Source organism: Oscillospiraceae bacterium, assembly GCA_009780275.1.
In the GTDB taxonomy this organism is placed as follows: Bacteria; Bacillota; Clostridia; order Oscillospirales; family UBA929; genus WRAI01.
This window is the reverse complement of sequence record WRAI01000030.1, coordinates 1-23641: the sequence shown is the minus strand read 5'-3', so window position 1 is coordinate 23641 and position 23641 is coordinate 1. Positions and strand designations below refer to the sequence as shown.

The following is a 23641-nucleotide window of genomic DNA, read 5'->3' as shown; positions in this document are numbered from 1 at the left end:
CTTTTCTTTTGTGATATTCCTATGATAAGGCAGGTGACAGAATTTGTCAAGCGTAATTGGGATTGTTAGCGAATACAATCCATTGCACAGTGGCCACGCCTACCATATTACTGAGAGCAAACGACGTGTAGGGCAGGGTGCGGCGGTCATTTGTGTAATGAGCGGCACGGTAACGCAACGCGGCGAGCTTGCTATTATCGACAAACACTCGCGGGCAACGGCGGCAATCAAGGCAGGTGCTGATGTGGTTTTGGAGCTGCCGAGTGAATTTGCCTGTGCTTCGGCTGACATTTTTTCAGCCAAAGCCTTGCAAATAATGGACGCAACGGGTGTCGTGACGCATTTGTCGTTCGGGTGTCAGACGGGGGCGCTTGATGGGGTGAAGGCGTTAGCGGGGCTGCCAACTTTATATGACACGCCCAATATTGCGGATGCCCAACGCGCACCCCTACGCTCGTACGCAGCCCAATATCAACTATTTGCGTCTGAAAAATGTCCGGAATATGCACATTTGCTGAAAGATGCCAATAATTTATTAGGCATATGTTATTTGCGTAATCTGTCGCCGCATATTGTGCCGATTGCTGTTACACGTCAAGGCGTTGCCCATGATGGCGGTATTGCAGGTGGGTACGCCTCGGCCTCGGCTATTCGCAAAATTTGGCGTTGCGGCGAAGATGAGCCGTACACTACGCCCGAAATGGCAGAAATTTTTGCCGCGCAAAAGGGCAGGGGATTTGCGCCTATTTTGATTGCCCACAATCGGCGCGGTTTGCTGCAAAAATTGCGCGGATTGACTGCCGAAGAGTGGCGTGCTTTGCCTGATGTGACTGAGGGCCTGGAATATAAATTTATGCAAGCGGTCGCGCAAGCCAAAACATTTGACGAACTGCTCCAAGCTGTCAAAAGCAAGCGATATACACTGGCGCGCCTGCGGCGTATTGCCATGTGCGCCTACTTGGGAATTACTGCCGAGCGACAACAAGCACCACCGCAATATTTACGTGTGTTGGCATTGAGCCAAGCCGGGCGGGGGATTCTCAAACAAATGAGCTTGACAGCCAGTTTGCCGATTATTATTAAACCAAGCAAACATCGTGATTTTCTGACATTTGAGGCAAATGTGACGGACTTGGCGACATTATGCCGCCCAATGATTGGTGTTGCAGGAGGCGAGTGGCAGGCGAGCCCGTTTGTGGAAGGGAAGTAAAAAATAATGCGAAAAATAAGACACTCAAATGAAAACGAAATGGTCTATGAGTTTCTAAAAATGGAAATTACCTCCGGCCGGCATCAAAAACAAATAGAGAGTATATTGGCAACAGTGCACACCGGCAAGGATATTATCACTAATGGCGATATATTGTCTGCGCAAGAAAATGCGTTGAGGGCAGAAATATTAAGACGTTTCAGAGGGTATAGAAACGAAAAACTATTTGAGAAATTCCCCACAAAAATTGACTGGATATGGACTGAGTTTGATCAAGAAGATATAGCAAAAATTATATACACTGAGTATAGTTACTGGAATAAACTTTCAAATTACACCGGATCGCCCCTTGAAGCGGCAAAGACGATTTCAGCCGGCATAACTGTCTATGGTGTGTCGAATGACAGGGCAATAGAGGGTGCGAAAAGATTGAGGGAGGGGAATAAGTTTTCGCCGTTGATATTTTTGACAAATGAAAATGAACAATGTTATATCATACTTGAAGGGCACAGTAGGATGACATCATATGGACTTGTACCCAACTTGTTTCAAAATGTGTCTGTGCTGCTCGGGTATTGTGATAGCGATGAGTTAAATGAGTGGTACGGCGAAAGGCCTGCTGGTCCATAGTATGAAATACCTGCCAATCACCCATAATATAGCATAGAGGTGACAAACATGACGGACGAACAAACAACAGCTGAGTCTCAAGGCACGCCGGCCATCGGCGACTCATTACAGCACATTCTTGAAATGGGCAGCACAACAGCAAAGAGCTGCCGTGGCAACATTCAATGCCTGACGATTGTCGGGCAGGTCGAAGGGCATCAAATATTGCCGGAAAGCACAAAATCAACAAAATACGAACATGTTTTGCCGCAATTGGCTGCCATTGAAGAGAGTGAAGAGATTGACGGACTTCTCATTTTACTCAATACGATGGGTGGAGATACCGAGGCGGGACTTGCCATTGCCGAGTTATTGGCAAGCATGAAAAAACCGACGGTATCCCTTGTGCTGGGCGGCGGGCATTCCATCGGCGTGCCACTGGCAGTCGCGGCAAAGGTGTCGTATATCGCGCCAAGCGCGGCGATGACCATCCATCCGGTACGGCTGAATGGTGTTGTTATCGGCGTACCACAGACATTTCACTATTTTGAGAAAGTGCAGGAGAGAATTCTTTCATTTGTCACGAAAAACAGCAAAATCAACGAGGAGAAGTTGCGAGAATATATGTTGCGCACTGATGAGCTTGCTGCCGATGTAGGGTCTGTGATTTACGGTGATGAAGCTGTCAATGTGGGACTGATTGATCATTTGGGCGGGCTATCGGATGCGTTAGGGAAAATGCATGAGATGATAGCGGCGCGTCGGGAAAAGATGGGGATAGTTGGATAGAGGCTATTTTTCGCGTTAAATAAAACGCCTATGTTCTCGATATCTTTGTAAAAACTTTTTTTACAGATTCGACTTTCTCATTAAGGTTTTGTTTAATTCTTCCCGTTCTTTCCTCTGTCATTTCTGTTGACTTACCAGCTTTTTGGTTTTCCATTTCATCAAACAACTTTTGGCTTGCTTCAATCACTTCGGCAGTCACATATCTTAAAATGACGCGTGTGCCGGGAGCAACTTTTTGCTTTAACTTAAAATTTGTTGCAACCACTTCGTACTCCGAGCAATCTTTGTACGCGATATCCGGTTGAGGAACTACAGGCTCTACTCTTAATCCATCCTCCTCAAGCCAACGCTTAGCATCTTGCAGTTTCAAACGATAATCTGACGAATATACTTCAGCAACTTCAATTCTGGTGCTTCTCTCCTCGACTTTTTTTGCAGTTAAATCTAGACCTAATTTTACGATATCATTTATGCCTGCCGCACCAATCAATTTTGTTATCATTATAAACTCCTCCTAAAGCTAACTAACGCATTTGATAAATGAAAATCTAACCTTACTCCCGCCGCATCATCATCTCTTCATATTCCTCACGCGTAATCAGTATCTCACGCGGCTTCGCCCCATCCGGCGGACCGATAAAGCCGCGGTCTTCGAGTTGCACCATCACGCGGGCGGCACGGGCGTAGCCTAATTTTAGGCGTGTTTGCAGACTGGTGGTTGAAATTTTGCTGTTGTTGACGGCCAATTGCAAGGCATCGTAGAACATCGGGTCTTCATTTGCGCTGGCGTCAAAGTCTTGCCCCTCGGTAGCGGGATTCGCCTTTTCAGCGATTTTGGCAATTTCAGCGATGGTCTCTTCGTTGTATTCGGTAGCATTGTTTTTCTTGACGAATTTGACCACATCTTCAACTTCCTTGGTCGTAATCAAACAGCCTTGCACGCGCATAGGTTTTGCTTCGCCCAGCGGAGAGTACAGCATATCACCCCGCCCGACCAAATCTTCGGCGCCGGTTGTGTCCAGCACGATCCGCGATTCAATTTGCGATGCCACGGCAAACGCGATTCGGCTCGGCAAGTTGGCTTTCATTAACCCGGTAATGACATCGGCACTCGGGCGCTGCGTGGCAACGACAAGGTACATACCAGCCGCACGCGCCTTTTGTGCCACGCGGATGATGGACTCTTCAACTTCTTTTCGCGCAACGACCATCAAATCGGCAAGTTCGTCAATCAAGATGACAATACGCGGCATTTTAGGCTCTTGGCTATCTCTGTCCTTGGCGAGTGATTGATTATAACTCATGATATCGCGCACACCGCGCTCTTGAAACATGCGGTAGCGTTTTTCCATCTCGACAACCGCCCATTGCAACGCACCCGCCGCCTTTTTTGGGTCGGTGACTACGGGGATCAATAGGTGTGGAATGCCGTTGTAGACATCAAATTCTACCATCTTAGGGTCAATCATAATCAGCCGCAAATCTTCGGGTGAGGATTTGAACAACAAACTGACAATGAGCGTATTCATACAGACACTTTTGCCTGATCCGGTTGTGCCTGCGATAAGCAAATGTGGCATTTTGGCAATGTCGCTGACAATATTCTTTCCGCTGATGTCTTTGCCAAGTGCAAAGGTTGTTGGGCTGCCATTGCTGGCAAAGTCATCGCTGTCCAGCACGTCGCGGATATGCACGATATGTACCGTCTTGTTCGGCACTTCTATGCCGACGGTACTCATGCGATTGACAATCGGTGCAATGCGTACACTGCTCGCACCGAGTGCCAGCGCAATATCGCCCGAAAGCGCCGTCAATTTTGACAACTTAATACCTTGGTGCAGTTCCATTTCATAGCGTGTGACTGATGGTCCTCGCGTGACGTTGGTGATACGACAGTTGATGTTAAAACTGCCCAGTGTTTCCATCAGGCGATTTGCCGTATGTTCTAATTCGCGTTTGCCTTCGGTTTGCGACATAGGCTTTCCGGCGGTCAAATGCGTCATGGGCGGGAATGTGTATTCCTCAGCAACGTCACCCGCAAGAGTAGCGGGCAATTTCTCTGTTTTAAGCGGCTTGTCTTGCGGGTTTGGTTCATAGTCATGCACGACAAAATCAACATTGTCGGCAGGCAAAACTTCTTCTTCGCTACTCGGCAACATGTTGGTTTGCGGCGACTTGCAGGGAGGCGTATATTTAGATGTTTTGGCACCAAAATTAGAATCCAAATCAACAATCGGTGAGGCAGCGGGGATGAGAATGTCTTCGTCCGAATCAGTAAATGAAACAGCTTCGATTTCAATTTCGGGTTCCGGTTCAATGGGCACTTCGACGGCGATGCCTGTCTTTGGCAAGTTGAGTTTTCGTTTTTCCGGCATGCTTGTTTTAGGCAGGTTTAAGTTGCGCTTTTCGGCCTTGGGCAGCTTAGGTGGTTTGGGTTCAGGCGGCAAGCGTTCTGGCTTGGGTTGACGTTCGCGCTTTTTGCGATTGTCACCACGCAGTGCCGTGATAATCGCGGCGGGCGATACGCGGAGGAGATATAAAACCGCTGTCGCCAACAAGAGCGCGACAATCACTACCGAAAAAATTCGGTTGAGCAGCACTGCAAGCAGATTGGCGATGATGCCGCCGAGTGCGCCACCGCTGTCAAGGGTCATGCCTTGTTGTCCCAGTGCGCCAAAGGCTGCCGCACTGTTGCGGAACAGAATTAAGTGCAGCAAGATGCCCAGCAACAAGGGCAAGAACAACAATGCAGTCAAACGCATACGTACGGGTTGCCCGCCGTGAAAAAAGAGCAGCATACTCGCACCCAGCAGTGAAAAAGGTAAAACAAATACACCCCAACCGACCAAATACTTCATGCTGTCGGCGAACCAGTTGAGGACAATACCCTGTAAGCCAACTAACCCGATGCCGGCGAAAATCGCCAGCAGCAGGCAAATTAAAGCGCCAAACTCACGTAAATGACGTGACTTGGGAGGTGTTTGTTTCTTTTTGTTTTTCGTGTTTGCCATATCTCACCGCTTACAAAAGGCCAACAATGGCACCGATGATAGCAAACCCGCCAACGGCAAAGCAATAATAGGAAAACGCGCCGAACTGCTTATTGCGGACCAATCGCCGTAGCAATGCAATGGCGAAATAACCAACTATGGCAGACACGATAATACCCACCAGGGCCTGCCCCCAAATACCGGAAAATGCGGGCGTCGTATAATACCGCGGATGATCCGGTGTCATTGTAACCCATTCATAAACTTCAAAAACTGTTGCGGCCAGCACAGTGGGAATGGAAAGCAAAAACGAGAAACGAAACGCATATGTGCGATTATAGTCGCGCATGATGCCGGTTGAAATGGTTGAGCCAGAGCGCGATAATCCCGGAAAAATGCCCGCAATAAGTTGCACGACGCCAATGAGGAATGCATCATACCAACGCGTAGTCATTTCTGTTTTTTTGCCCTGCGGTGCGCGGTCAGCGATACGGAGCAATGTGCCGGTCACAAGCAAGGCCAGCCCGATGATAAAGGGTGAGCGCATAGTGTAGCCGGCGGCTTCGCGGAAAAAGGGGAGGGCAAGGAGGGGGAGTGGCAATAACGCAATGATGAGTAATTTTACCATACGTCGTGCCGGCGGCTCTCGCAACGAACGCTTTCGGCGGACGAGCAGCCATACCATTTTACAAAACTCTACCGTTACGGCTTTGATGTCACTCCAAAACGCTACACAAACAGCGAACAATGTACCAATATGCAACATGACGTCAAAGGTTAACCCACCGGGAGTCTCGTGGCCGGTAATCATTTCAGCCAATGCTAAGTGACCTGAACTGGATACGGGCAAAAATTCGGTCAGACCTTGTACGATACCGAGGATGATGGCCTGTAAGTAACTCATAGCAATAACTCCTAATCGCCGCAATAGTGTTGAGGGGCCGTTTCTAGCTTAAGTATCCGTCTCAATTTGATGTACATAGTATACCACAAATGAGCATGGAGGGCAAGTGTAAAAAACGCAGACTGTGTCGCTTTTAGCATTTATTGATGCGTAAAAAATGTTAGTCGCAAGTGACAAATGGTTATTATGGATGATGATAGCACTGACTTTGTGGTTAAAAATAGCCGCAGTCAACAGGTAATGCGAGATCAGTCGTGGCGTTGCCTTTTATACCTCTCCCACAAATCAGGACGCAACTTTTGTGTCCTCTGTAATGACTGCACTTTGCGCCACTTTTCAATCTCAGCATGATTGCCGCTGAGCAACACTTCGGGCACAGTGCGGCCGTGCCATTCAGCGGGACGTGTGTATTGCGGGTGTTCAAGCAGACCGTCCCAGTGGCTTTCTCCGATGAACGCCGTTTCGTCGGCTAAAACGCCGGGAATGAGCCGCCCGACTGCGTCAATGACTGCCATGGCGGCAATTTCGCCGCCGGTTAGGACAAAGTCGCCTAAGCTAACGCATTCATCAACGCATTCATCAACAAATCGCTCATCTATACCTTCATAGCGGCCGCAGATGAGAATGAGGTGGTCGAGTTCCGCTAAACGCTTTGCGTCGGTTTGGTGAAATGGTTTGCCCGTTGGTGACATGAATATTGTATGAGGCTTTACAGGCGATTGCGCAACAACATGTTGCCATGCACGATATAATGGATCAGCTTGCATGACTAAGCCCATGCCACCGCCAAATGGATAGTCATCGACTTGCCGTTGCTTATTCGTAGTAAAGTCGCGGATTTGATGGCAGTTGACCATCAGATGCCCCGCCTTTTTCGCTCGCCCGATGATAGATACGTTCATTGTGGCGTGAATCATATCGGGAAATAGTGTTAGCACATCGTAGCGCTTCATGACAGCATGCCCTCAATTAGCTGTACCGTAATGATTTTATTTTCCACGTCTACGGTTTTTACAAACTCGTCGACAACCGGAATCATAACATCGCCGTTGTTGGTCTTGACGACATAAACATCGTGGGCGGGGAGCGTTAAAACGTCTGCGACAGAGCCTATGGCTTTGCGGTCGAGTGAAATAACTTGACAGCCGATTAAATCGCGGATGTAGTGTCGTCCGGCGGGCAGCGCAGCTTTTGCTTCGGTTTCGGGTACAGAAACCGAAGCACCAAGCAATGACATAGCGGCTTCGACGGAATTTACGCCATCCAGCTTGACAAGCAATGCGTTTTTGTGTGGTCGTGCTGATAGTACGCGCCGCTCTGTACCGTTGATATACAAGGTTTTGAAATTTGCCAAAAAGGCCGGACTGTCGCAGCTCGGCCTGATTTTCAATTCGCCGGAAATCCCGTGGGTCTTAGCGATTTTACCCATCACAACTTGGCTGATTGCGCTCTGTTCAATCAACGAAGTCCACCATAACCTTTTCGCCGCCGCGGTTGGCAGCACGCATCAGCGCACGGATTTCTTTTGCTGTACGCCCGTTGCGTCCAATCATGCGACCTGTTTCGCCCTCGGCAACTTTCAACTGCAATGTTGAGCCGAAGTCCTTTTCGATTTCGGTGATTTCAATGGCGTCCTTGTCATCGACCATGTTTATGGCGATGTAATGCAACAGCTCTTTCATTATGCTTCCTGCACTTCCTCTGCCGCGCGTGACGCTTTGCTAATCAAAGCGCGAACAGTATCGGTCGGTTGCGCGCCTTTGCTAATCCAGTCTTGCACACGTGCCACGTCGATATCGATGGCGGCGGGGTTTTTCATCGGATCATACGTGCCGACTTCTTCGATGAAGCGACCGTCGCGAGGGAATCGGCTGTCGGCGACGACAACGCGGTAAAAGGGTTTTTTCTTTGCGCCGGCGCGCTTTAAGCGGATTTTGACCATGGGTTTGTTCCTCCTGAGTGTTTGTGTTTTTTTATGCAAACAAATTGATTCAATTTGTGATTGCCGTAAAGCGAATATCGTCGTATAGACAGACATTTTGATAGCCGATTTTGCGGTAAACGCCGCAGGATGTGGGGTTCGACGCATCGGCGAACAGAAAGCAAAACTTGTTGCCGTGTTCGAGCAACGCCTGTGACAGCGCGGCTACATTTGACGTCGCATAGCCCTTGCCGCGATAATGCGGTGGCGTATAGACACCGGCAACGCATCTGCCATTTGGTGTACTGCGAGAGCTGAACGCCTGTGACACGGGCTGGCCGTCCTCCCAAATAAAATAGAGTATTCCGTTGTTTAGTTGCCACTTTGTGCTTTCTGCGTAGGCTGATATATCGTGGGATGGCAGTCGGCAGTCTTCCTCCATCGCCTTTTTCCAATAAGGAGCGAAAAATAAATCGTCCTCGCGCAACGGACGGCAAGTGCCGGGTGCTGTTTCCATGGCGTTGAGCCTGTCTAATTGCATAATGTGCATGGATGAATGGCGGCATGATTGTGCTGCGTAGCAGGCGGAAAAGCGTTGCGCCAAGCTCTGTTCGGACAAAACGCCAGGCAGAGAAATATCCATAGCTTTCAACTCGTTGGCCAGCAACACAATCGCCATATCGTTGGGTTGATTACTTGTTTCGTATAGCACGACGTTGTGCGGCAGACCTGTCCAAGCGGCAGTCAATACAACGTTACCCAACGCATCTTTAATGGTTGCCAGTAACCAATTCGAGGGGTCAGCATTGTGTTCGTTGCGGATAAAGCTGATGGATAGGTTATTTTGTACTTCGTTCTCAGACAGAATATCGAGCGTATCGGCACCGAATTCAGCGAGACTGATATAGTGGGTAAAAGTCATGGGATACCTCTTGTGTTGGATGGGCGTGCTTTGCACGGCCGTATCGTAAGTTTGTTATAACAGGCGAACACAAAGTGCCCTTACATAAACGGCAGCATACCGCGTTTGCCTTTCTTCATCTTGCCGCCTGTCATTTGCTTCGCCATCATCTGCATTTGCTCAAATTGTTTCAGTAGGCGGTTTATATCTTCAACCCGCGTGCCGCTGCCGGCAGCAATGCGGCGTTTGCGGCGACTGTTTAGGACATCGGGGTTCTCACGCTCATAATGCGTCATCGACGACATGATGGCATCAGTGCGTTTGAACATATTATCATCAAAGGTTGCGCCTGTCAAGGCTTTTTGGTTGACGCCAGGCAACATGCTTGCAATATCAGCGATGTTGCCCATGCCTTTGAGCTGTGACATCTGGTCGCGGAAGTCGTTGAGCGTCATTTTGTTCTTGCGCATTTTTTCTTCCAGCTCAATGGCTTTTTGCTCACTGAAATTCTCTTGAGCCTTTTCGATGAGTGAAAGCATATCACCCATGCCCAAAATGCGACTTGCCATACGCTCGGGGTGAAAAGGTTCAATGGCGTCGAGCTTTTCGCCTAAGCCGACGAATTTAACAGGTCGCCTCGTCACGGCCTTAACCGATAAAGCAGCGCCGCCGCGGGCATCGCCGTCCAGCTTTGTCAGCACCACTCCGTCAATGTCGAGGGCCTCATGGAAAGCCGTAGCGGCGTTGACGGCATCTTGCCCTGTCATAGCATCAATTGTCAGTAAAATTTCAGTGGGTTTGACTGCCGCTTTGATGGCACGGAGTTCGTCCATCAGCGCTTCGTCGATATGCAAGCGTCCCGCTGTATCTAAGAAAACCATATCGTTGCCATGTTTAGTGGCGTGGGCAATAGCAGCTTTAGCAATTTTGACAGGGTCATCTTGCCCCATTTCGAAGACCGGAACACCCAGTTGCGCGCCAACGATTTGCAACTGTTTGATTGCCGCCGGGCGATAGACGTCACACGCCACCAAAAGTGGGCGCTTGCCTAGCTTTTTCTTGGCGTAGCCCGCCAACTTCGCGCCATTTGTTGTTTTACCTGCACCTTGCAAACCCACCATCATGATAATTGTTGGCGGTTTGGACGCGATTGTCAGCTTTTGATTCTCACCACCCATCAGCGCAATGAGTTCATCATTGACAATTTTGATAATTGTTTGGGCAGGGGATAGGCTATCCAATACATCACTGCCTACACACTTTTCAGTTACACCGGCGATGAACTGCTTGACCACTTTGAAATTAACGTCGGCCTCCAACAACGCCACGCGCACTTCGCGCATAGCGTCTCGCACGTCACTTTCGCGTAAACGCCCTTTGCTTTTCAACCCATTAAAAATCGCACCTAACTTTTGTGTCAACCCTTCAAATGCCATTGTTATTCTCCCACCAGTTCTTGCAATATCTCACGAACTTGCTTGATGTAAGCATCCATTTGCGCGCTGCTCAGTGCACGGCGATTTAATTCGTCCATATTGTGTAGAATAGATATAATTTGTTCAGTACGCGCCTTTTGCACTTCAAATCGTTGCACGAAGCCTAGCTTTTTTTCCAAATTCATTAATGCTTTTTCTGAGCGCATTAGCAAATCGTGTACGCCTTGACGTGTAATGCCGAGATTCTCAGCAATTTCTGTCAAACTCAAATCGGCGCAGTGATAAGATTCATATACCTCGCATTGTTTTTCAGTCAATGTGTCGCCATAATAGTCAAACAGCAGGGTCATGGTGACCGGATTTCGCGTTATTAGCATTTTGAACCCTCCCGTAATGTAACTCTTCGACAGTTCCTGTATCTCACGCTCTATACTCAAGATTACAATGCTTGTCAAGCAATATCGCTTTACAACTATATATTGTACTCAACGTGGGTTGATTTGTCAATAGGTTGTGGTGGCTTTTTGTGAATTTTTAATTAGGCTTGCAATTTACGGTAAAATCCTGTATAATAATTTGATATAAAAATAATTTGGTCAATGAGGTATGTAATGAACCATTTTCAGTCTTTGCCGCTGTTGCCCGTGCGCGGCATTACAGTATTTCCACATATGGTCATCCACTTTGATGTCGGGCGCGACCGCTCAGTTAAGGCACTTGAACAAGCTATGCTGAGCGATCGTCGCATTTTCTTAGTGACACAGCGCGATATGGAAACTGAAAACCCCAATCATAAACAATTGCACCGTATCGGCGTTGTCGCAAAGCTTGACCAAATTCTAAAATTGCCGGGCGACCATCTGCGCGTAATGGCAGAAGGCTTGGTGCGCGGTGTATTGGTTGATATAGAGATGGGCAGTGATTTTACCATCGCGCATGTTGACCCTGTGCCAATCAAAAGACGTCGCATTTCTGCTGTGCGTGCCGAAGCTTTAGCACGGCAAGCTGTGGTGTTGTTTGAAGAGTATGCACACCTCGTACCGCAAATGAGCGCTGAAGTATTGCCAAATGTCAGAGCTGAGCGTGATGCGGGGCGGCTTGCCGATTATATTGCCCAACATGTCGGGCATGGATCGGATGAGCAACAGGCGATTTTGGAAGAGTCCAATGAATGGTCGCGCTTAGAGGCATTGACAAAATGGTTGACTCGTGAAATTGATATCTTAAAAGCTGAGCATGAGTTGCAAGGTAAATTGCGCGGGCACCTGGCGAAAAATCAGCGAGACTATTTCCTGCGCGAACAAATGCGGGCGATTCAAGCAGAGTTGAGCGAGTTCGAGGGCGAATCGGCTGAAAGTGGCGAGAGTGACATTGATATTTACCGGCAGACCATTGCTGATTTGAAGTTCCCTGTTGAAATTGAGGAAAAGCTCATCAAAGAAACTTCGCGGCTGGCACAAATGCATTTTGGGATGCCTGAGGCCGGCGTCATTCGCACCTATTTGGACACTGTATTAGAGTTGCCGTGGCGTAAACGCAGCAAAGACAGGTTGAGTCTCACAGCCGCCGAAAAGACGCTCAACGCTGAGCATTACGGCATGGAGAAAGTCAAAGAGCGTGTGTTAGAATTTTTGGCTGTCAAGCGACTTGCGCCTGATATTAAGGGGCAGATTTTGTGCTTGGTCGGCCCGCCCGGTGTGGGTAAGACGAGCATTGGCATGAGTATAGGACGGGCACTAAACCGCAAGCTGGCGCGAATCTCGCTTGGCGGCGTACATGACGAAGCCGATATTCGCGGGCATCGCAAGACATATATCGGTGCCATGCCGGGGCGTATTTTACAGGGTGTTAAGCAAGCGGGCAGTAAAAATTGCGTGCTGCTGTTGGACGAGATTGATAAACTAGGACATGATTTTCGCGGCGACCCTGCCAGTGCCCTGCTAGAAGTGCTTGATCCTGAGCAAAATCACGCTTTCCGTGACCATTACGCTGAAGTTCCGTTTGATTTATCCGATGTGCTGTTTATCGCGACGGCGAATACGACGGAAACCATTCCGCGCCCGTTGCTTGACCGCATGGAAGTGATTGAACTGACCAGTTATACCGACGAAGAAAAATTGCGTATCGCAAAACGGCATCTGCTGCCCAAACAGCTGGCGCGGCACGGTTTAAGCAAAACGAATTTTAAAATAACCGATGGCGCGATACGCGAAGTTATTTCCGGTTATACGCGTGAATCGGGTGTGCGGCAGTTTGAACGGCAACTTGCGGCGTTGTGCCGCAAAACGGCAAAGCGTGTGGCGCAGGACAGCGATTGGCGCGTGACGTACCGTGCCGATACGTTGCAAGAAGACCTCGGCCCGCGCAAATACAAGCCCGAACGTCTGCACGGAAGTAACGAAGTCGGCGTTGTCAACGGTTTGGCGTGGACAAGCGTTGGCGGCGAACTGCTTGAAGTCGAGGCCGGCGTCATGGACGGCAGCGGTAAAATCGAATTGACCGGCAACCTCGGGCAGGTGATGAAAGAATCGGCGCGCGCGGCGTTGACGTATATTCGAAGCCGCGTTGAGGATTTGCAGATTGCGCCGGATTTTCATACAAAAAAAGATGTACATGTGCATTTCCCCGAGGGCGCGATTCCCAAAGACGGCCCGTCGGCCGGTATTACGGCGGCTACGGCGTTGATTAGCGCACTGACAGGGCGGCCGATTCGCCGCGATTTGGCGATGACGGGCGAGATTTCGTTGCGCGGGCGCGTGCTGCCGATTGGCGGCTTGAAAGAAAAGACGATGGCGGCGTACCGTGCAGGTATTCGCACGGTGGTGATTCCTGCCGACAACGAAAGCGATTTGCAAGACATCGACCCCGATGTGCGCAATGCCTTGCAATTTGTAGCGGCGGCGCATATGGACGATGTATTAAAAGTAGCATTGCGCGATTAACAGCGAGTAAACTAGCAAGGGGTAGTTATGGGACACAATTTTCACACATTAACGTTTATTAAAAGCGCGGTCAAGGTTGACGGTGCGCCGCCTGACCCCGTGCCGTGGATTTGCATGGCAGGGCGGAGCAATGTCGGCAAATCGTCGTTGATTAACGCGCTTGCAAACCGCAAGAAACTCGCGCGTGTTGCCGCGACACCGGGCAAGACGGCGTTGCTTAACTTTTTCGACTTAGACAACAAGGCAATGTTGGTTGACTTGCCCGGCTATGGCTTTGCGGCGGTATCGAAGCAGGAAAAGGCGCGTTGGGGCGTGATGATGGAGGAATTTTTCCAAAAAGCAGTCAAGCTCAGAGGCGCAGTGCTGATTGTCGACGCGCGGCACGAGCCATCGAAAGATGATGTGCAAATGCGTGATTATATGCTGTCAAGTAATTTACCTTTCGTACTGGCTGCTAATAAGGCGGACAAACTCAAAGGACGTGACAAACCGCTTGCGGCGCAACGCATGGAAGAGTTTGCGCAGGGGCATCCGTATTACTTTTGCTCGGCGGAGAAGAAGACAGGATTGGATGAGTTAAAGGCGGCTATGACAGCTTTGGCAATATAAGGGCGGGGTTTGCCCGCCAAAAATGGCCACATTAAGTAAAAAAAGATTATGGGCGAACAGTGCTTGTACAAAGGGAGAAACTATGAGAGAACAGAAAATCATGCCGGCACTAGACGTTAACGTCGCAGGCAATTTAACCCTTGGGGGCTGCGATTTAGAGAAAATCGCCAACGAATATGGCACACCTGCTTATGTAATGGACGAAAATACCATCGTGAACAACTGTCGCGCTTTTACAGGCGCGTTGCAAAAGCATTACGGCGATAATTTTACCGTGGCTTATGCAAGCAAAGCCTTGACGTGTAAGGAAATTTACCGTATTATGGTACGCGAAAACATGGGCATTGATGTCGTATCGGGCGGCGAATTGTACACAGCGTTGGAGGCGGGATTCCCGGCTGGCCGCGTGTATTTCCACGGCAATAACAAGTCGCCGGAGGAGATTGATTTCGGGCTGACCGTTGGTATCAGGCGATTTGTAGTTGATAATTTGGAAGAATTGCACCTGCTCAACGAGCTCGCAAGCAAGCGCGGAATTACTGCCGATATTGCCGTGCGTATTCGACCCGGCGTTGAGGCGCATACGCATGAGTTTATCCAAACCGGGCAACTTGACTCAAAGTTTGGTATCATGATTGAGGAAAGCGACGAATTTATCCGTACCGCGCAAGGGTTGCCTGCGGTTAATATTGTCGGCATTCACTGCCATATCGGCTCGCAAATCTTTGAGCCGGAGCCGTTTGCGTTTGCTGTTGAAAAATTGATGGAAATTTGCCGTGATTGGCGCGATACACATAGCATAACAATCACCGAACTCAACGTTGGCGGCGGATTTGGCATACGTTATATCGAAAGCCAAGACCCGCGTGACATTGATGAGGTGGCGCAAGCTACTGCTGAGGCTGTTAAGCGTTGTGCCTTGACGTACGATTTGCCGCTACCGCATTTGGTGTTAGAGCCGGGGCGCGCGATTGTTGGCAATGCAGGGCTTACGCTATACACTGTCGGTTCGGTTAAGGAAGTGCCGGGCATTCGGACGTATGTCGCTGTTGACGGCGGCATGACTGATAACTTGCGGTATGCGTTGTATCAATCAGAGTACCGTGCCGTGTCGATAGCCTATCGTGATAAAGGCGAGGAAGCAAGCGTCGCGTTGGCCGGGCGCTGTTGTGAAAGTGGCGACTTGATTGCCAAGGAAATATCTTTGGCACCCGTCAAGCCGCGTGAGCGCATTGCGGTGTTGGCAACAGGTGCGTACAACTACTCCATGGCAAACAATTACAACCGTGTACCGCGTCTACCGATCGTGATGGTCAAAGACGGACAAAGCCGTGTTGCGGTGCGTCGGGAAAGTTATCACGATTTGTGCAGAAACGATGCATAAAATAGTTAGCAATTAGGGGTGAGCAGTTATGGATATGATACGCAGTTTCTTCGACAATCCCATTTTTTTATTTCGCATACCCGCTATTATTATCGCCCTTTCTTTCCATGAATTGGCGCACGCACTGGCGGCGTATAAGCTGGGGGACCGCTCGCAGGAGCAGCGGGGGCGCTTGACATTGAACCCACTCAAACATATCGACCCGATTGGTATTTTGATGTTGCTGTTGGTAGGCTTTGGCTGGGCTAAGCCTGTCATGGTCGATCCGCGGGCATTTCGCAATGTCAAGCGCGGCATGGGCATCACGGCATTTGCCGGGCCGTTGACAAACTTTATACTGGCGTTTTTCAGCGCGTTAGCGTTGGTGGTTGTATTTCATGTGACTTTTGCCAATTTTCTAACATTTGTTGACGTGCCATACCATATGAACTTCGCTTCTCTTGTTGAAATCAATGGTATTCAAGCGGTGTTAACAGCTTTTATGAACTACTTACTTTCCGGGACTGCGGGCGCAACGGGCACATTTTTGATTTTTCTGCTGCTCATCAATATTGGCTTAGGATTGTTTAATTTATTGCCAATTCCGCCGTTGGACGGCTCGAAAGTTCTTGGCGCATTTATGCCTAATGATTTGTATAACAGGTATATGCGCGTACAACAATTTGGGATGATTATTTTGATTGTCTTGCTGTTTTCAGGCGCGCTGGACTTTTTAGGCGAGGCAATTTTCTGGGTCGCTATACGGTTTATGCTTTTTGCTGAGATGCTTGTTACGCCAATTATGGGGCTGTTTATATGAGAGAGCTGACCTTTACCGTGATTAACCACGAGGAATATGGCGATTTTCAAGGGCCGTTGGACGCTATTCTTATGCTGCTCAGCCGTGACAAAATTGAAATTCAGGACATTTCGTTGACACGTCTTGTAGCACAATACTTAGGAATGCTGACGCAATGGGAAGCACTCGACATGGAAATCGCGACGGAGTTTACAGTGATGGCGTCGCATTTGGTTTATTTGAAGACGCGAATGCTCCTTAAAGTCGGTGAACAGCGCGACGAAGAGGTCGACTCGCTCTTACAAGCACTTGAAGCGCGGCAACGTGCCGAGCAATATGAGGCAATCAAACAAGCCGCCGATTGGCTGGCAGGGCAGACAACGGGTTTTGACTATATCACCAAGCCGCCATCGCCGCTTGAAAACAAGGCATATCAAGATGTTCACGATATTGCTGATTTGTCACAGGCATATCTGTCACTCTTTGATCGTCCCGATTTTGAACGCATGGCGGCGGATAATCTATCGGGTTTAGTGGGGCGTGAGTATCATCCCATTGACATTGAGATGGACAACATCGTAACGCGGCTGACCAAGGGCAAGCGTGTACACTTTCTCGATTTATTGCAAGAGTGCGGCACACGAAGTCGCCGCGTGGCAGTATTTTTGGCCTTGTTGGCGTTGTGTAAGGATACAAAGATTGTGCCGCGTGACAGCGAAAAGGGACTATATTTTACAGCGGCATGATAATAATGCGGGACTCGGAGTGCGGAGTTCGGAATAGAGGTGTCATAGTGGATAAACGTGCAAAAATAGAGGCAATCTTATTCGCCGCAGGCGAGCCGGTTAAGTTGGAAAGACTGGCACAAGCTGGTTCTCTTGATATTGATGCCTGTGCGGTTGCATGTGACACACTTGCCGATGCTTACGCCTACGAGCAGCGGGGGATGCGGATTGTGCGCACGGGCGACAGCTATCAGATGGTGAGCGCGCCGCAGTATGCACCATTGATTCGCGAGACGCTAGAAGAACGCAAGCCGCCATTGTTGTCGAAGCCAGCCATGGAAGTGCTGTCGATTGTGGCATATCACCAGCCGACGACGCGGGCGGTGATCGAGCAAATTCGCGGTGTCGATTCATCCGGCACGGTCGGTACGTTGTGCGACAAGGGCTTAATTGAAGAGTGTGGCAAACTTGAAGTGCCGGGCCGTCCGCGGTTGTACCGCACAACCCACAACTTTCTGCGTTGCTTCGGGCTAAAAACATTGGATGATTTGCCAGAGGTACTGCCATCAACGGAGGTGCAAAGTGACGATATTGCTGTGGATTCTAGGGTGTCTGGCTGCTCTGCTCATTGTCGTGTGGGTGACACGGATTCGAATTTCGGTCAAGTTTTTGCCATTGAAGGCGCAAGTGAAAATCGGGGTCTTCCGCAAGAAAATCGGGCAGAGTAATCCTCAAAAACCCTCAAAAGAACCAAAAAACAAGTTAAAAAAATCGGGAAATCCTGCAAAACACAGGCAGAAAAAAGCAGCAAGACCTAAAAAAACAAAAAAAGCCCTGACATCTGGGTTGAGTATGGAGACGGTCAAGCAATTGCTGGACAGCACGGGAAAAACGCTGGCGAAAATTCGTGTAGACAGACTATCGGTTGATGTGACTGTCGGACACGATGACCCGGCAGATGCTGCCATTCGGTATGGCAAAATGCAAATGCTTTGGCACGGCGGGATTGTGCCGCTTGTTTACAAGATCGGGATAAAGCCGAGCGATGTACGTTTTTATTTGGATTTTGACGCTGAGAGAATCACTGCTGAGGGAGAGATACGAATATCCATTAAAATTCGGCACTTGTTGAAGCTGGCATTTTCATATCTAAAATTGTACATAATAACAAAAAAAGGAGATGAATAACATGGAAAAGCACACGATTGTAGAGCTGATGGGGGCATCATTACAGAAAATCCGCGAGATGATAGACGTGGACACCGTGGTGGGCAAGGCCATCACCACGCCCGACGGCACAACCATTATCCCGGTTTCGAAGGTGTCGTTCGGGTTTGGCGCGGGCGGCAGCGACATTCCGAGTAAGCATGTTGACCATCGCAATGAAAACTTTGGCGGCGGCGGCGGCGCGGGCGCCAAGATTGTGCCTGTCGCGTTCTTGATTGTCACCGATGCCGGCGTTAGCTTAGTGCCCGTTGCGCCTGACAGCGACGGGGGCATCAGTCGTGTCATTGACGCGGTGCCGGGTGCGATCGACAAACTCATTGCCGTGCTGAAAAAGCTTAAAAAGGACAAAGAAGGCGGCGAAGCAGAGTTCGACGTCTAATAAACTTGTCCGGCAGCATACCTTGTTAGCGGTAATAAGCTGATAAGGGGTGTGTTTCATGCGGAAGTTTTCAATTGGCCTGGTGATATTGTTGCTGGTCGCGTCTGTGCCGCTGTCGTCACAGGCGGTGCAGACATCGGCTAAGAGCGCGGCATTGATGGACGCAACAAGCGGGCGTGTATTATACGCGCATAATGCCGACCAACGGCTGCCGATGGCCAGTACGACAAAGATTATGACAGCACTTGTGGCCGCTGAGAATAGCAATCTTGACGACATTGTGGTTGTTGACGCGGCGACAACGGGCGTGGAAGGCTCGTCGATGTACTTGCGGCCCGATGAAGAAGTGACGGTGCGCGACTTGCTCTATGGCGTGTTGCTGCAATCCGGTAACGATGCGGCGTTGACGCTTGCTGTACATGTCGGCGGGTCGGAAGAAGCTTTTGTCGCTTTGATGAACGTGCGCGCCGCTGGGCTTGGGTTGACGAGCACGAGTTTTGCAAATCCGCATGGATTGGATGCCGAGGGGCATTACACGACGGCGCGCGAGCTTGCTGTGGTGGCAGCGGCGATGCTTGCCAATGAGGAACTGGCGCAGATTGCGGCGACTAAGACGGCTAACGTGGCAGGGCGGACGCTCAACAATCACAATAAAATGCTGCATCGTTATGACGACGCGGATGGTGTTAAGACTGGTTTTACACGTGTGTCGGGCAGATGTTTGGTGTCCAGTGCAACACGAAATGGACAGACACTTATTGCCGTGACGCTCAACGCGCCCGATGACTGGAATGACCACACAGCGATGCTGAATTATGGGTTTTCTACGTATCCGCTCAGATGCTTCATAGAGAATAATATTATACATGAAACAATATCGGTTATAGGCGGTGTTTGGCCGACTGTTGATTTGGTGGCTGCCGAACGGGCAGCATATCCGCTGACCGATACTGAACTGGCCGGAGTGACGGTAACAGCGCAAGCACCGTGGTTTGTGTTTGCAGGAGTGCGGGCTGGTGATGTTGCGGGCTGGCTGATTGTACGGCGCGGTGACGAGGTACTTATGCGCACGGCACTGGTGTTTGATACCGATGTACCGCAAGCCGAAGTGGTACGCGAATCGCCTTGGCGGCGGTTTGTCGGCTGGGTGCGGGGCTGGTGGTTGTAGATTTTAATGATGGCAGAAAATCTATATTAGGTGGTGCAGGGAGTATGAAGGAACCTTTTGTAATTAGCGTTTCCGGTATTGCTGGTAGCGGCAAAACAACTACGGTCAGTGCGTTGAAAAAACGCCTTAAAAATTCCGTAATCGTTAGCTTTGATAGTTATAGCGACATCAGACTTGACCGCGACATAAATGAATGGTCTGCCGATACAAACGACGAAAACGAATGGTACGTTGAACCACTGGTCAAAGACATTGAACAGTTACTAAACGAATCGTTAGATTATATCATAGTTGATTATCCTTTCGGCTATCGCAATTTACGAGTTGGGCAATACATTAATTTCGCGATTTATATTGACACACCACTTGACATAGCACTGGCACGACGAATAATACGTGATTACACAAGCCGAGAAGCGCACAGAAATAAAATCGAAGTGAGCCTTTCGGTTGTTGAGAAAGAACTGAGTTTTTATTTGGAAACATCACGCCCATCATACGCTCGTATGCCCGAAACACAAATTCATTATTCTGACCTTGTTATTGATGGCGTAAAAAGTACAGACGAAATTGTTGATGAGATAGTAGCTGGGTTACAATGTATCGAATAAGCATTTGCTGCAATAAGGAGAAAACCATGCGTATACAAAAGTTACTCGCCGAACGCGGCATTGCGTCGCGTCGCGCGGCAGAGCAAATGGTCATAAACGGCCGTGTAACGGTCAATGGCGAAACGGCAGCCGTTGGACAAGCTGTTGACGCACGAGCCGACATCATTGCCGTTGACGGCAAGCCGATCCCCACACGCCCTGACCTTGTGTACATCATGCTGCACAAGCCGCGCGGGGTGATGACAACGCTTTCGGATGACCGAGGACGAGAGTGTGTTAAGGATTATATTGAGGATATCACAGAACGAGTTGTGCCTGTTGGGCGGTTGGATTATGACTCCGAGGGGCTGTTGCTGATGACCAACGACGGTGACTTGGTGCATAACCTGACACACCCGTCACATGAGGTCCACAAGGCTTATCGTGTGCGCGTAAAAGGCGATATCACGGGCGGGCTCAAGCGATTGAACCGCTCGATCAAGCTCGACGGTAAGCCAATTCCACCACCGGATGATTTAGAGCTTGTTGAACATTTTGAGGATAAAGGCACGATTTTGATTACCATTCACACCGGTGTCAACCGGCAGATTCGGCGGATGTGCGAGATGGCGGGGTTGCGTGTACAGCGCTTGCGGCGCGTGCGCATGGGACCGTTGCAGCTGGGAGATTTGAAGCCCGGCAAGTATAGGCACTTGACGCCGGGTGAGGTAGAGTGGTTGAAATCGCTGTAAGGGCGGCATTGCGTCGCCCATTGCACACATGGAGGATATTATGGACACATTAGCCCGTATCGAGCAAAAAAATGATCATGGTTCTAAGGGGCAGCGCGCTTTGGCGGCGTATATTTTGCGGCATTACGACAAGGCTGCGTTTATGACGGCGCAGAAATTGGGGCAGACTGTCGGCGTGAGTGAATCGACAGTAGTGCGTTTTGCAGCTGAGCTGGGTTACACGGGCTATCCAGATATGCAGAAAGCCTTGCAGGATATGGTGCGCAGTCGTTTGACATCGGTACAACGCATGGAGGTCGGCAGTGAGCAGTACGGGCAGCAGGACGTTATTAAACAGGTGTTGCAAAATGATGTTGAGTTGATTCGTCAAACGACAGATATATTGGATAGACAGGTGTTCAACGCCGCCATTGACGCGATTTTGGACGCTAAGCGGTTGTATATTATCGGTGCGCGGAGCAGTGCGGCGTTGGCGAATTTTATGGGGTATTATATGAATTTGTTGTGCGATGGCGTGACGATGTTGCGACCGTCGAATGCGTTGTTTGAACAGGTGATGCGTGTCAATCAAGATGACGTGGTGATTGGCATCAGTTTTCCGCGTTATTCGCGGGATACGTTGCAGACGATGCGCTACGCTAAGACCAAGGGCGCGACGGTGATTGCGTTGACTGACAATATACAATCGCCGCCCGCCGCGATTGCACACCACACGCTACTGGCAAGCGGGGGCATCAACAGCTTTGTCGATTCGTTGGTTGCGCCGATGTCGCTGATTAATGCCATTTTGGTGACACTTGGGCAGCGGCGGAGTCGTGAATTTATTAATAATTTTGGCGAATTGGAGCGCATTTGGGCGGAGAATGGTGTGTATGAGTAACAGACAAGTGCCGGTGCACATGAGATGCGATATATCAGAAATTGATGTTATTGTCGTTGGTGGCGGCGCGGCGGGTATGATGGCGGCAGGGCAAGCGGCATCGCTTGATAAGCGCGTGCTATTGTTGGAACGCAATGCGGATTTAGGAAAAAAGTTGCGGATTACGGGAAAAGGGCGTTGCAACATTACAAATGACGCCGACTTAGAGCAGTTTATGCAAAATGTGTCGACGAATGGAAAATTTCTGTATAGCGCCATTTCGGCGCATTCGCCGCGTGATACGATGGATTTTTTTGAAAGTATCGGCGTGCCGCTGAAAGTCGAGCGTGGACGGCGTGTGTTTCCGCAGAGTGACCGCGCGGCTGATGTAATTGAAGCGTTGCGGAAATGGCTGGATGATCGTGGTGTGACGGTGCTGCATGAGTGCGTTAAAGGCTTGGAAACCAAGGGCGGACAAGCTATTGGGGTGCATTGCGGCAATGAAATCATCGGATGTCAAGCGATAATACTTGCCACCGGAGGTTTGTCTTACCCTAAAACCGGATCAACGGGTGATGGCTACAGGTTTGCAGAGGCTTTGGGTCATACTATCGTGCCGCCGCATGGGTCGCTAGTGCCGTTGTGCGCAGATGAGTGTGATGTAATGCAAGGCTTGAGCTTGCGCAATGTAACGTTGACGTTGAGAGACGGTGGTGGCGCAGTGCTTTTTAAAGACATGGGCGAGCTGCTGTTTACGCATTTTGGAATGTCGGGGCCGTTGGTGTTGTCTGCAAGCGCGTATTTGAAAGATTTTTCTACGCCGCCATACATAGTGAGCATTAACATGAAGCCTGCGCTTACGCCCGAAGAATTCGACGCACGGTTGCTGCGTGATATAACGCAATCGCCAAACAAAACCGCACGGAATATTCTGGCTCAAATGATGCACGCGGCATGCGTGCCCGTTGTGTTGCAACGTGTTGGGGTGAACGGCGATTTGCCCGCACACAGCGTGACTAAAGAACATCGGCGCGAGATCGTTCGTACTGTACAGGGGTTTTGCTTTACAGTTGCCGGTACGCGCCCGATTGATGAGGCCGTCATTACGGCCGGAGGCGTTGCCGTACGGGACGTCAACCCAAAGACGATGGAGTCTAAGTTGGTCAAAGGCTTATACTTCGCCGGTGAGTTGCTGGATGTCGACGCCTTTACAGGTGGGTATAATTTGCAGATTGCGTGGAGTACGGGGTATGTGGCAGGGCGGGCTGCTGGCTGCATGGATTGACCATTGACACGTGGCTAAAAATGGGGATAATGGTTTTGGAAAACTTATATTATCTCGCATTCGAGGGTAGAATCCGAATGCGGATTTTTTATAAAATTTTTTGAAAAAAGGCTTGACTCTCTACTTAGTGTATAGTTTATGATAGCTGTGATGCATGATGGTTTTTGTGAAAAGCGTAGTTTT

26 protein-coding genes are annotated in these 23641 nt (G+C 49.6%); 16 read left to right on the top strand and 10 right to left on the bottom strand.

What is annotated here, in order from left to right:
- Positions 1-43: 43 nt before the first annotated feature.
- The 3 genes from FWE06_08735 to FWE06_08725 all read left to right on the top strand — a co-directional run bounded on the left by FWE06_08735 (position 44) and on the right by FWE06_08725 (position 2608).
- Positions 44-1210 carry a nucleotidyltransferase family protein gene (locus FWE06_08735; GenBank protein ID MCL2547255.1) on the top strand — a complete coding sequence of 389 codons (1167 nt, stop codon included), beginning with the start codon at positions 44-46 and terminating at the stop codon, positions 1208-1210.
- 6 nt (positions 1211-1216) lie between these two features.
- Positions 1217-1840: a hypothetical protein gene (locus tag FWE06_08730; GenBank protein ID MCL2547254.1), complete on the top strand. Its 624-nt coding sequence runs from the start codon at positions 1217-1219 to the stop codon at positions 1838-1840.
- 123 nt (positions 1841-1963) lie between these two features.
- A complete protein-coding gene (locus FWE06_08725) occupies positions 1964-2608 on the top strand; it encodes an ATP-dependent Clp protease proteolytic subunit (GenBank protein ID MCL2547253.1) in 645 nt (214 codons plus the stop codon).
- 28 nt (positions 2609-2636) lie between these two features.
- Here the strand turns inward: FWE06_08725 and FWE06_08720 are convergent, their stop codons facing one another.
- From FWE06_08720 to FWE06_08675, 10 genes are all read right to left on the bottom strand, one after another.
- Positions 2637-3110, bottom strand: a complete 474-nt coding sequence (locus FWE06_08720; protein MCL2547252.1) for a hypothetical protein — start codon at positions 3108-3110, stop codon at positions 2637-2639.
- Between the two features lie 52 nt (positions 3111-3162).
- Complete coding sequence (locus FWE06_08715) at positions 3163-5619, bottom strand: DNA translocase FtsK (protein ID MCL2547251.1); 2457 nt, start codon at positions 5617-5619, stop codon at positions 3163-3165.
- A gap of 10 nt (positions 5620-5629) precedes the next feature.
- A complete protein-coding gene (locus FWE06_08710; GenBank protein MCL2547250.1) occupies positions 5630-6502 on the bottom strand; it encodes an undecaprenyl-diphosphate phosphatase in 873 nt (290 codons plus the stop codon).
- A 248-nt stretch (positions 6503-6750) separates the two neighbouring features.
- Positions 6751-7455 (bottom strand): tRNA (guanosine(37)-N1)-methyltransferase TrmD, encoded by a 705-nt coding sequence (gene trmD / locus FWE06_08705; GenBank protein MCL2547249.1) that lies wholly within the window; start codon positions 7453-7455, stop codon positions 6751-6753.
- Positions 7452-7964: a ribosome maturation factor RimM gene (gene rimM / locus FWE06_08700; protein MCL2547248.1), complete on the bottom strand. Its 513-nt coding sequence runs from the start codon at positions 7962-7964 to the stop codon at positions 7452-7454. The genes trmD and rimM overlap by 4 nt, the downstream gene beginning before the upstream one ends.
- Positions 7957-8184: a KH domain-containing protein gene (locus FWE06_08695; protein ID MCL2547247.1), complete on the bottom strand. Its 228-nt coding sequence runs from the start codon at positions 8182-8184 to the stop codon at positions 7957-7959. Before FWE06_08695 ends, rimM begins: the two co-directional genes overlap by 8 nt.
- On the bottom strand, positions 8184-8444 hold the full coding sequence (rpsP, locus tag FWE06_08690) for a 30S ribosomal protein S16 (GenBank protein MCL2547246.1): 261 nt from the start codon (positions 8442-8444) through the stop codon (positions 8184-8186). Before rpsP ends, FWE06_08695 begins: the two co-directional genes overlap by 1 nt.
- A gap of 49 nt (positions 8445-8493) precedes the next feature.
- Positions 8494-9345: a GNAT family N-acetyltransferase gene (locus FWE06_08685; protein MCL2547245.1), complete on the bottom strand. Its 852-nt coding sequence runs from the start codon at positions 9343-9345 to the stop codon at positions 8494-8496.
- A gap of 80 nt (positions 9346-9425) precedes the next feature.
- The gene (ffh, locus tag FWE06_08680; GenBank protein ID MCL2547244.1) at positions 9426-10760 is read right to left on the bottom strand and encodes a signal recognition particle protein; all 1335 of its coding nucleotides are present in this window, start codon (positions 10758-10760) and stop codon (positions 9426-9428) included.
- Positions 10761-10762: 2 nt separating this feature from the next.
- Positions 10763-11137, bottom strand: coding sequence for a hypothetical protein (locus FWE06_08675; protein MCL2547243.1), 375 nt, complete (start codon positions 11135-11137; stop codon positions 10763-10765).
- 234 nt (positions 11138-11371) lie between these two features.
- Between FWE06_08675 and lon the strand changes: the two genes are divergently transcribed.
- The 13 genes from lon (at position 11372) to FWE06_08610 (ending at position 23458) form a co-directional block, all read left to right on the top strand.
- Positions 11372-13702 carry an endopeptidase La gene (gene lon, locus FWE06_08670; protein MCL2547242.1) on the top strand — a complete coding sequence of 777 codons (2331 nt, stop codon included), beginning with the start codon at positions 11372-11374 and terminating at the stop codon, positions 13700-13702.
- Between the two features lie 27 nt (positions 13703-13729).
- Complete coding sequence (yihA, locus tag FWE06_08665) at positions 13730-14311, top strand: ribosome biogenesis GTP-binding protein YihA/YsxC (protein MCL2547241.1); 582 nt, start codon at positions 13730-13732, stop codon at positions 14309-14311.
- Positions 14312-14393: 82 nt separating this feature from the next.
- A complete protein-coding gene (gene lysA, locus FWE06_08660) occupies positions 14394-15695 on the top strand; it encodes a diaminopimelate decarboxylase (GenBank protein MCL2547240.1) in 1302 nt (433 codons plus the stop codon).
- A 28-nt stretch (positions 15696-15723) separates the two neighbouring features.
- Entirely contained in the window at positions 15724-16494 is a 771-nt protein-coding gene (locus tag FWE06_08655) for a site-2 protease family protein (GenBank protein MCL2547239.1), read from the top strand.
- Positions 16491-17219, top strand: a complete 729-nt coding sequence (locus tag FWE06_08650) for a segregation/condensation protein A (GenBank protein ID MCL2547238.1) — start codon at positions 16491-16493, stop codon at positions 17217-17219. The genes FWE06_08655 and FWE06_08650 overlap by 4 nt, the downstream gene beginning before the upstream one ends.
- A gap of 47 nt (positions 17220-17266) precedes the next feature.
- Positions 17267-17926, top strand: a complete 660-nt coding sequence (scpB, locus tag FWE06_08645) for an SMC-Scp complex subunit ScpB (GenBank protein ID MCL2547237.1) — start codon at positions 17267-17269, stop codon at positions 17924-17926.
- Positions 17927-18050: 124 nt separating this feature from the next.
- On the top strand, positions 18051-18386 hold the full coding sequence (locus FWE06_08640; protein ID MCL2547236.1) for a hypothetical protein: 336 nt from the start codon (positions 18051-18053) through the stop codon (positions 18384-18386).
- Between the two features lies 1 nt (position 18387).
- A complete protein-coding gene (gene ytfJ / locus FWE06_08635) occupies positions 18388-18804 on the top strand; it encodes a GerW family sporulation protein (protein ID MCL2547235.1) in 417 nt (138 codons plus the stop codon).
- A 58-nt stretch (positions 18805-18862) separates the two neighbouring features.
- Positions 18863-19972: a D-alanyl-D-alanine carboxypeptidase gene (locus tag FWE06_08630; GenBank protein ID MCL2547234.1), complete on the top strand. Its 1110-nt coding sequence runs from the start codon at positions 18863-18865 to the stop codon at positions 19970-19972.
- Between the two features lie 44 nt (positions 19973-20016).
- Positions 20017-20583: an AAA family ATPase gene (locus FWE06_08625; GenBank protein ID MCL2547233.1), complete on the top strand. Its 567-nt coding sequence runs from the start codon at positions 20017-20019 to the stop codon at positions 20581-20583.
- 26 nt (positions 20584-20609) lie between these two features.
- The gene (locus FWE06_08620) at positions 20610-21314 is read left to right on the top strand and encodes an rRNA pseudouridine synthase (protein MCL2547232.1); all 705 of its coding nucleotides are present in this window, start codon (positions 20610-20612) and stop codon (positions 21312-21314) included.
- A 40-nt stretch (positions 21315-21354) separates the two neighbouring features.
- Positions 21355-22194 carry a MurR/RpiR family transcriptional regulator gene (locus tag FWE06_08615; protein MCL2547231.1) on the top strand — a complete coding sequence of 280 codons (840 nt, stop codon included), beginning with the start codon at positions 21355-21357 and terminating at the stop codon, positions 22192-22194.
- Positions 22187-23458, top strand: coding sequence for an NAD(P)/FAD-dependent oxidoreductase (locus tag FWE06_08610; GenBank protein MCL2547230.1), 1272 nt, complete (start codon positions 22187-22189; stop codon positions 23456-23458). The genes FWE06_08615 and FWE06_08610 overlap by 8 nt, the downstream gene beginning before the upstream one ends.
- The last annotated feature ends 183 nt before the right edge of the window (positions 23459-23641 follow it).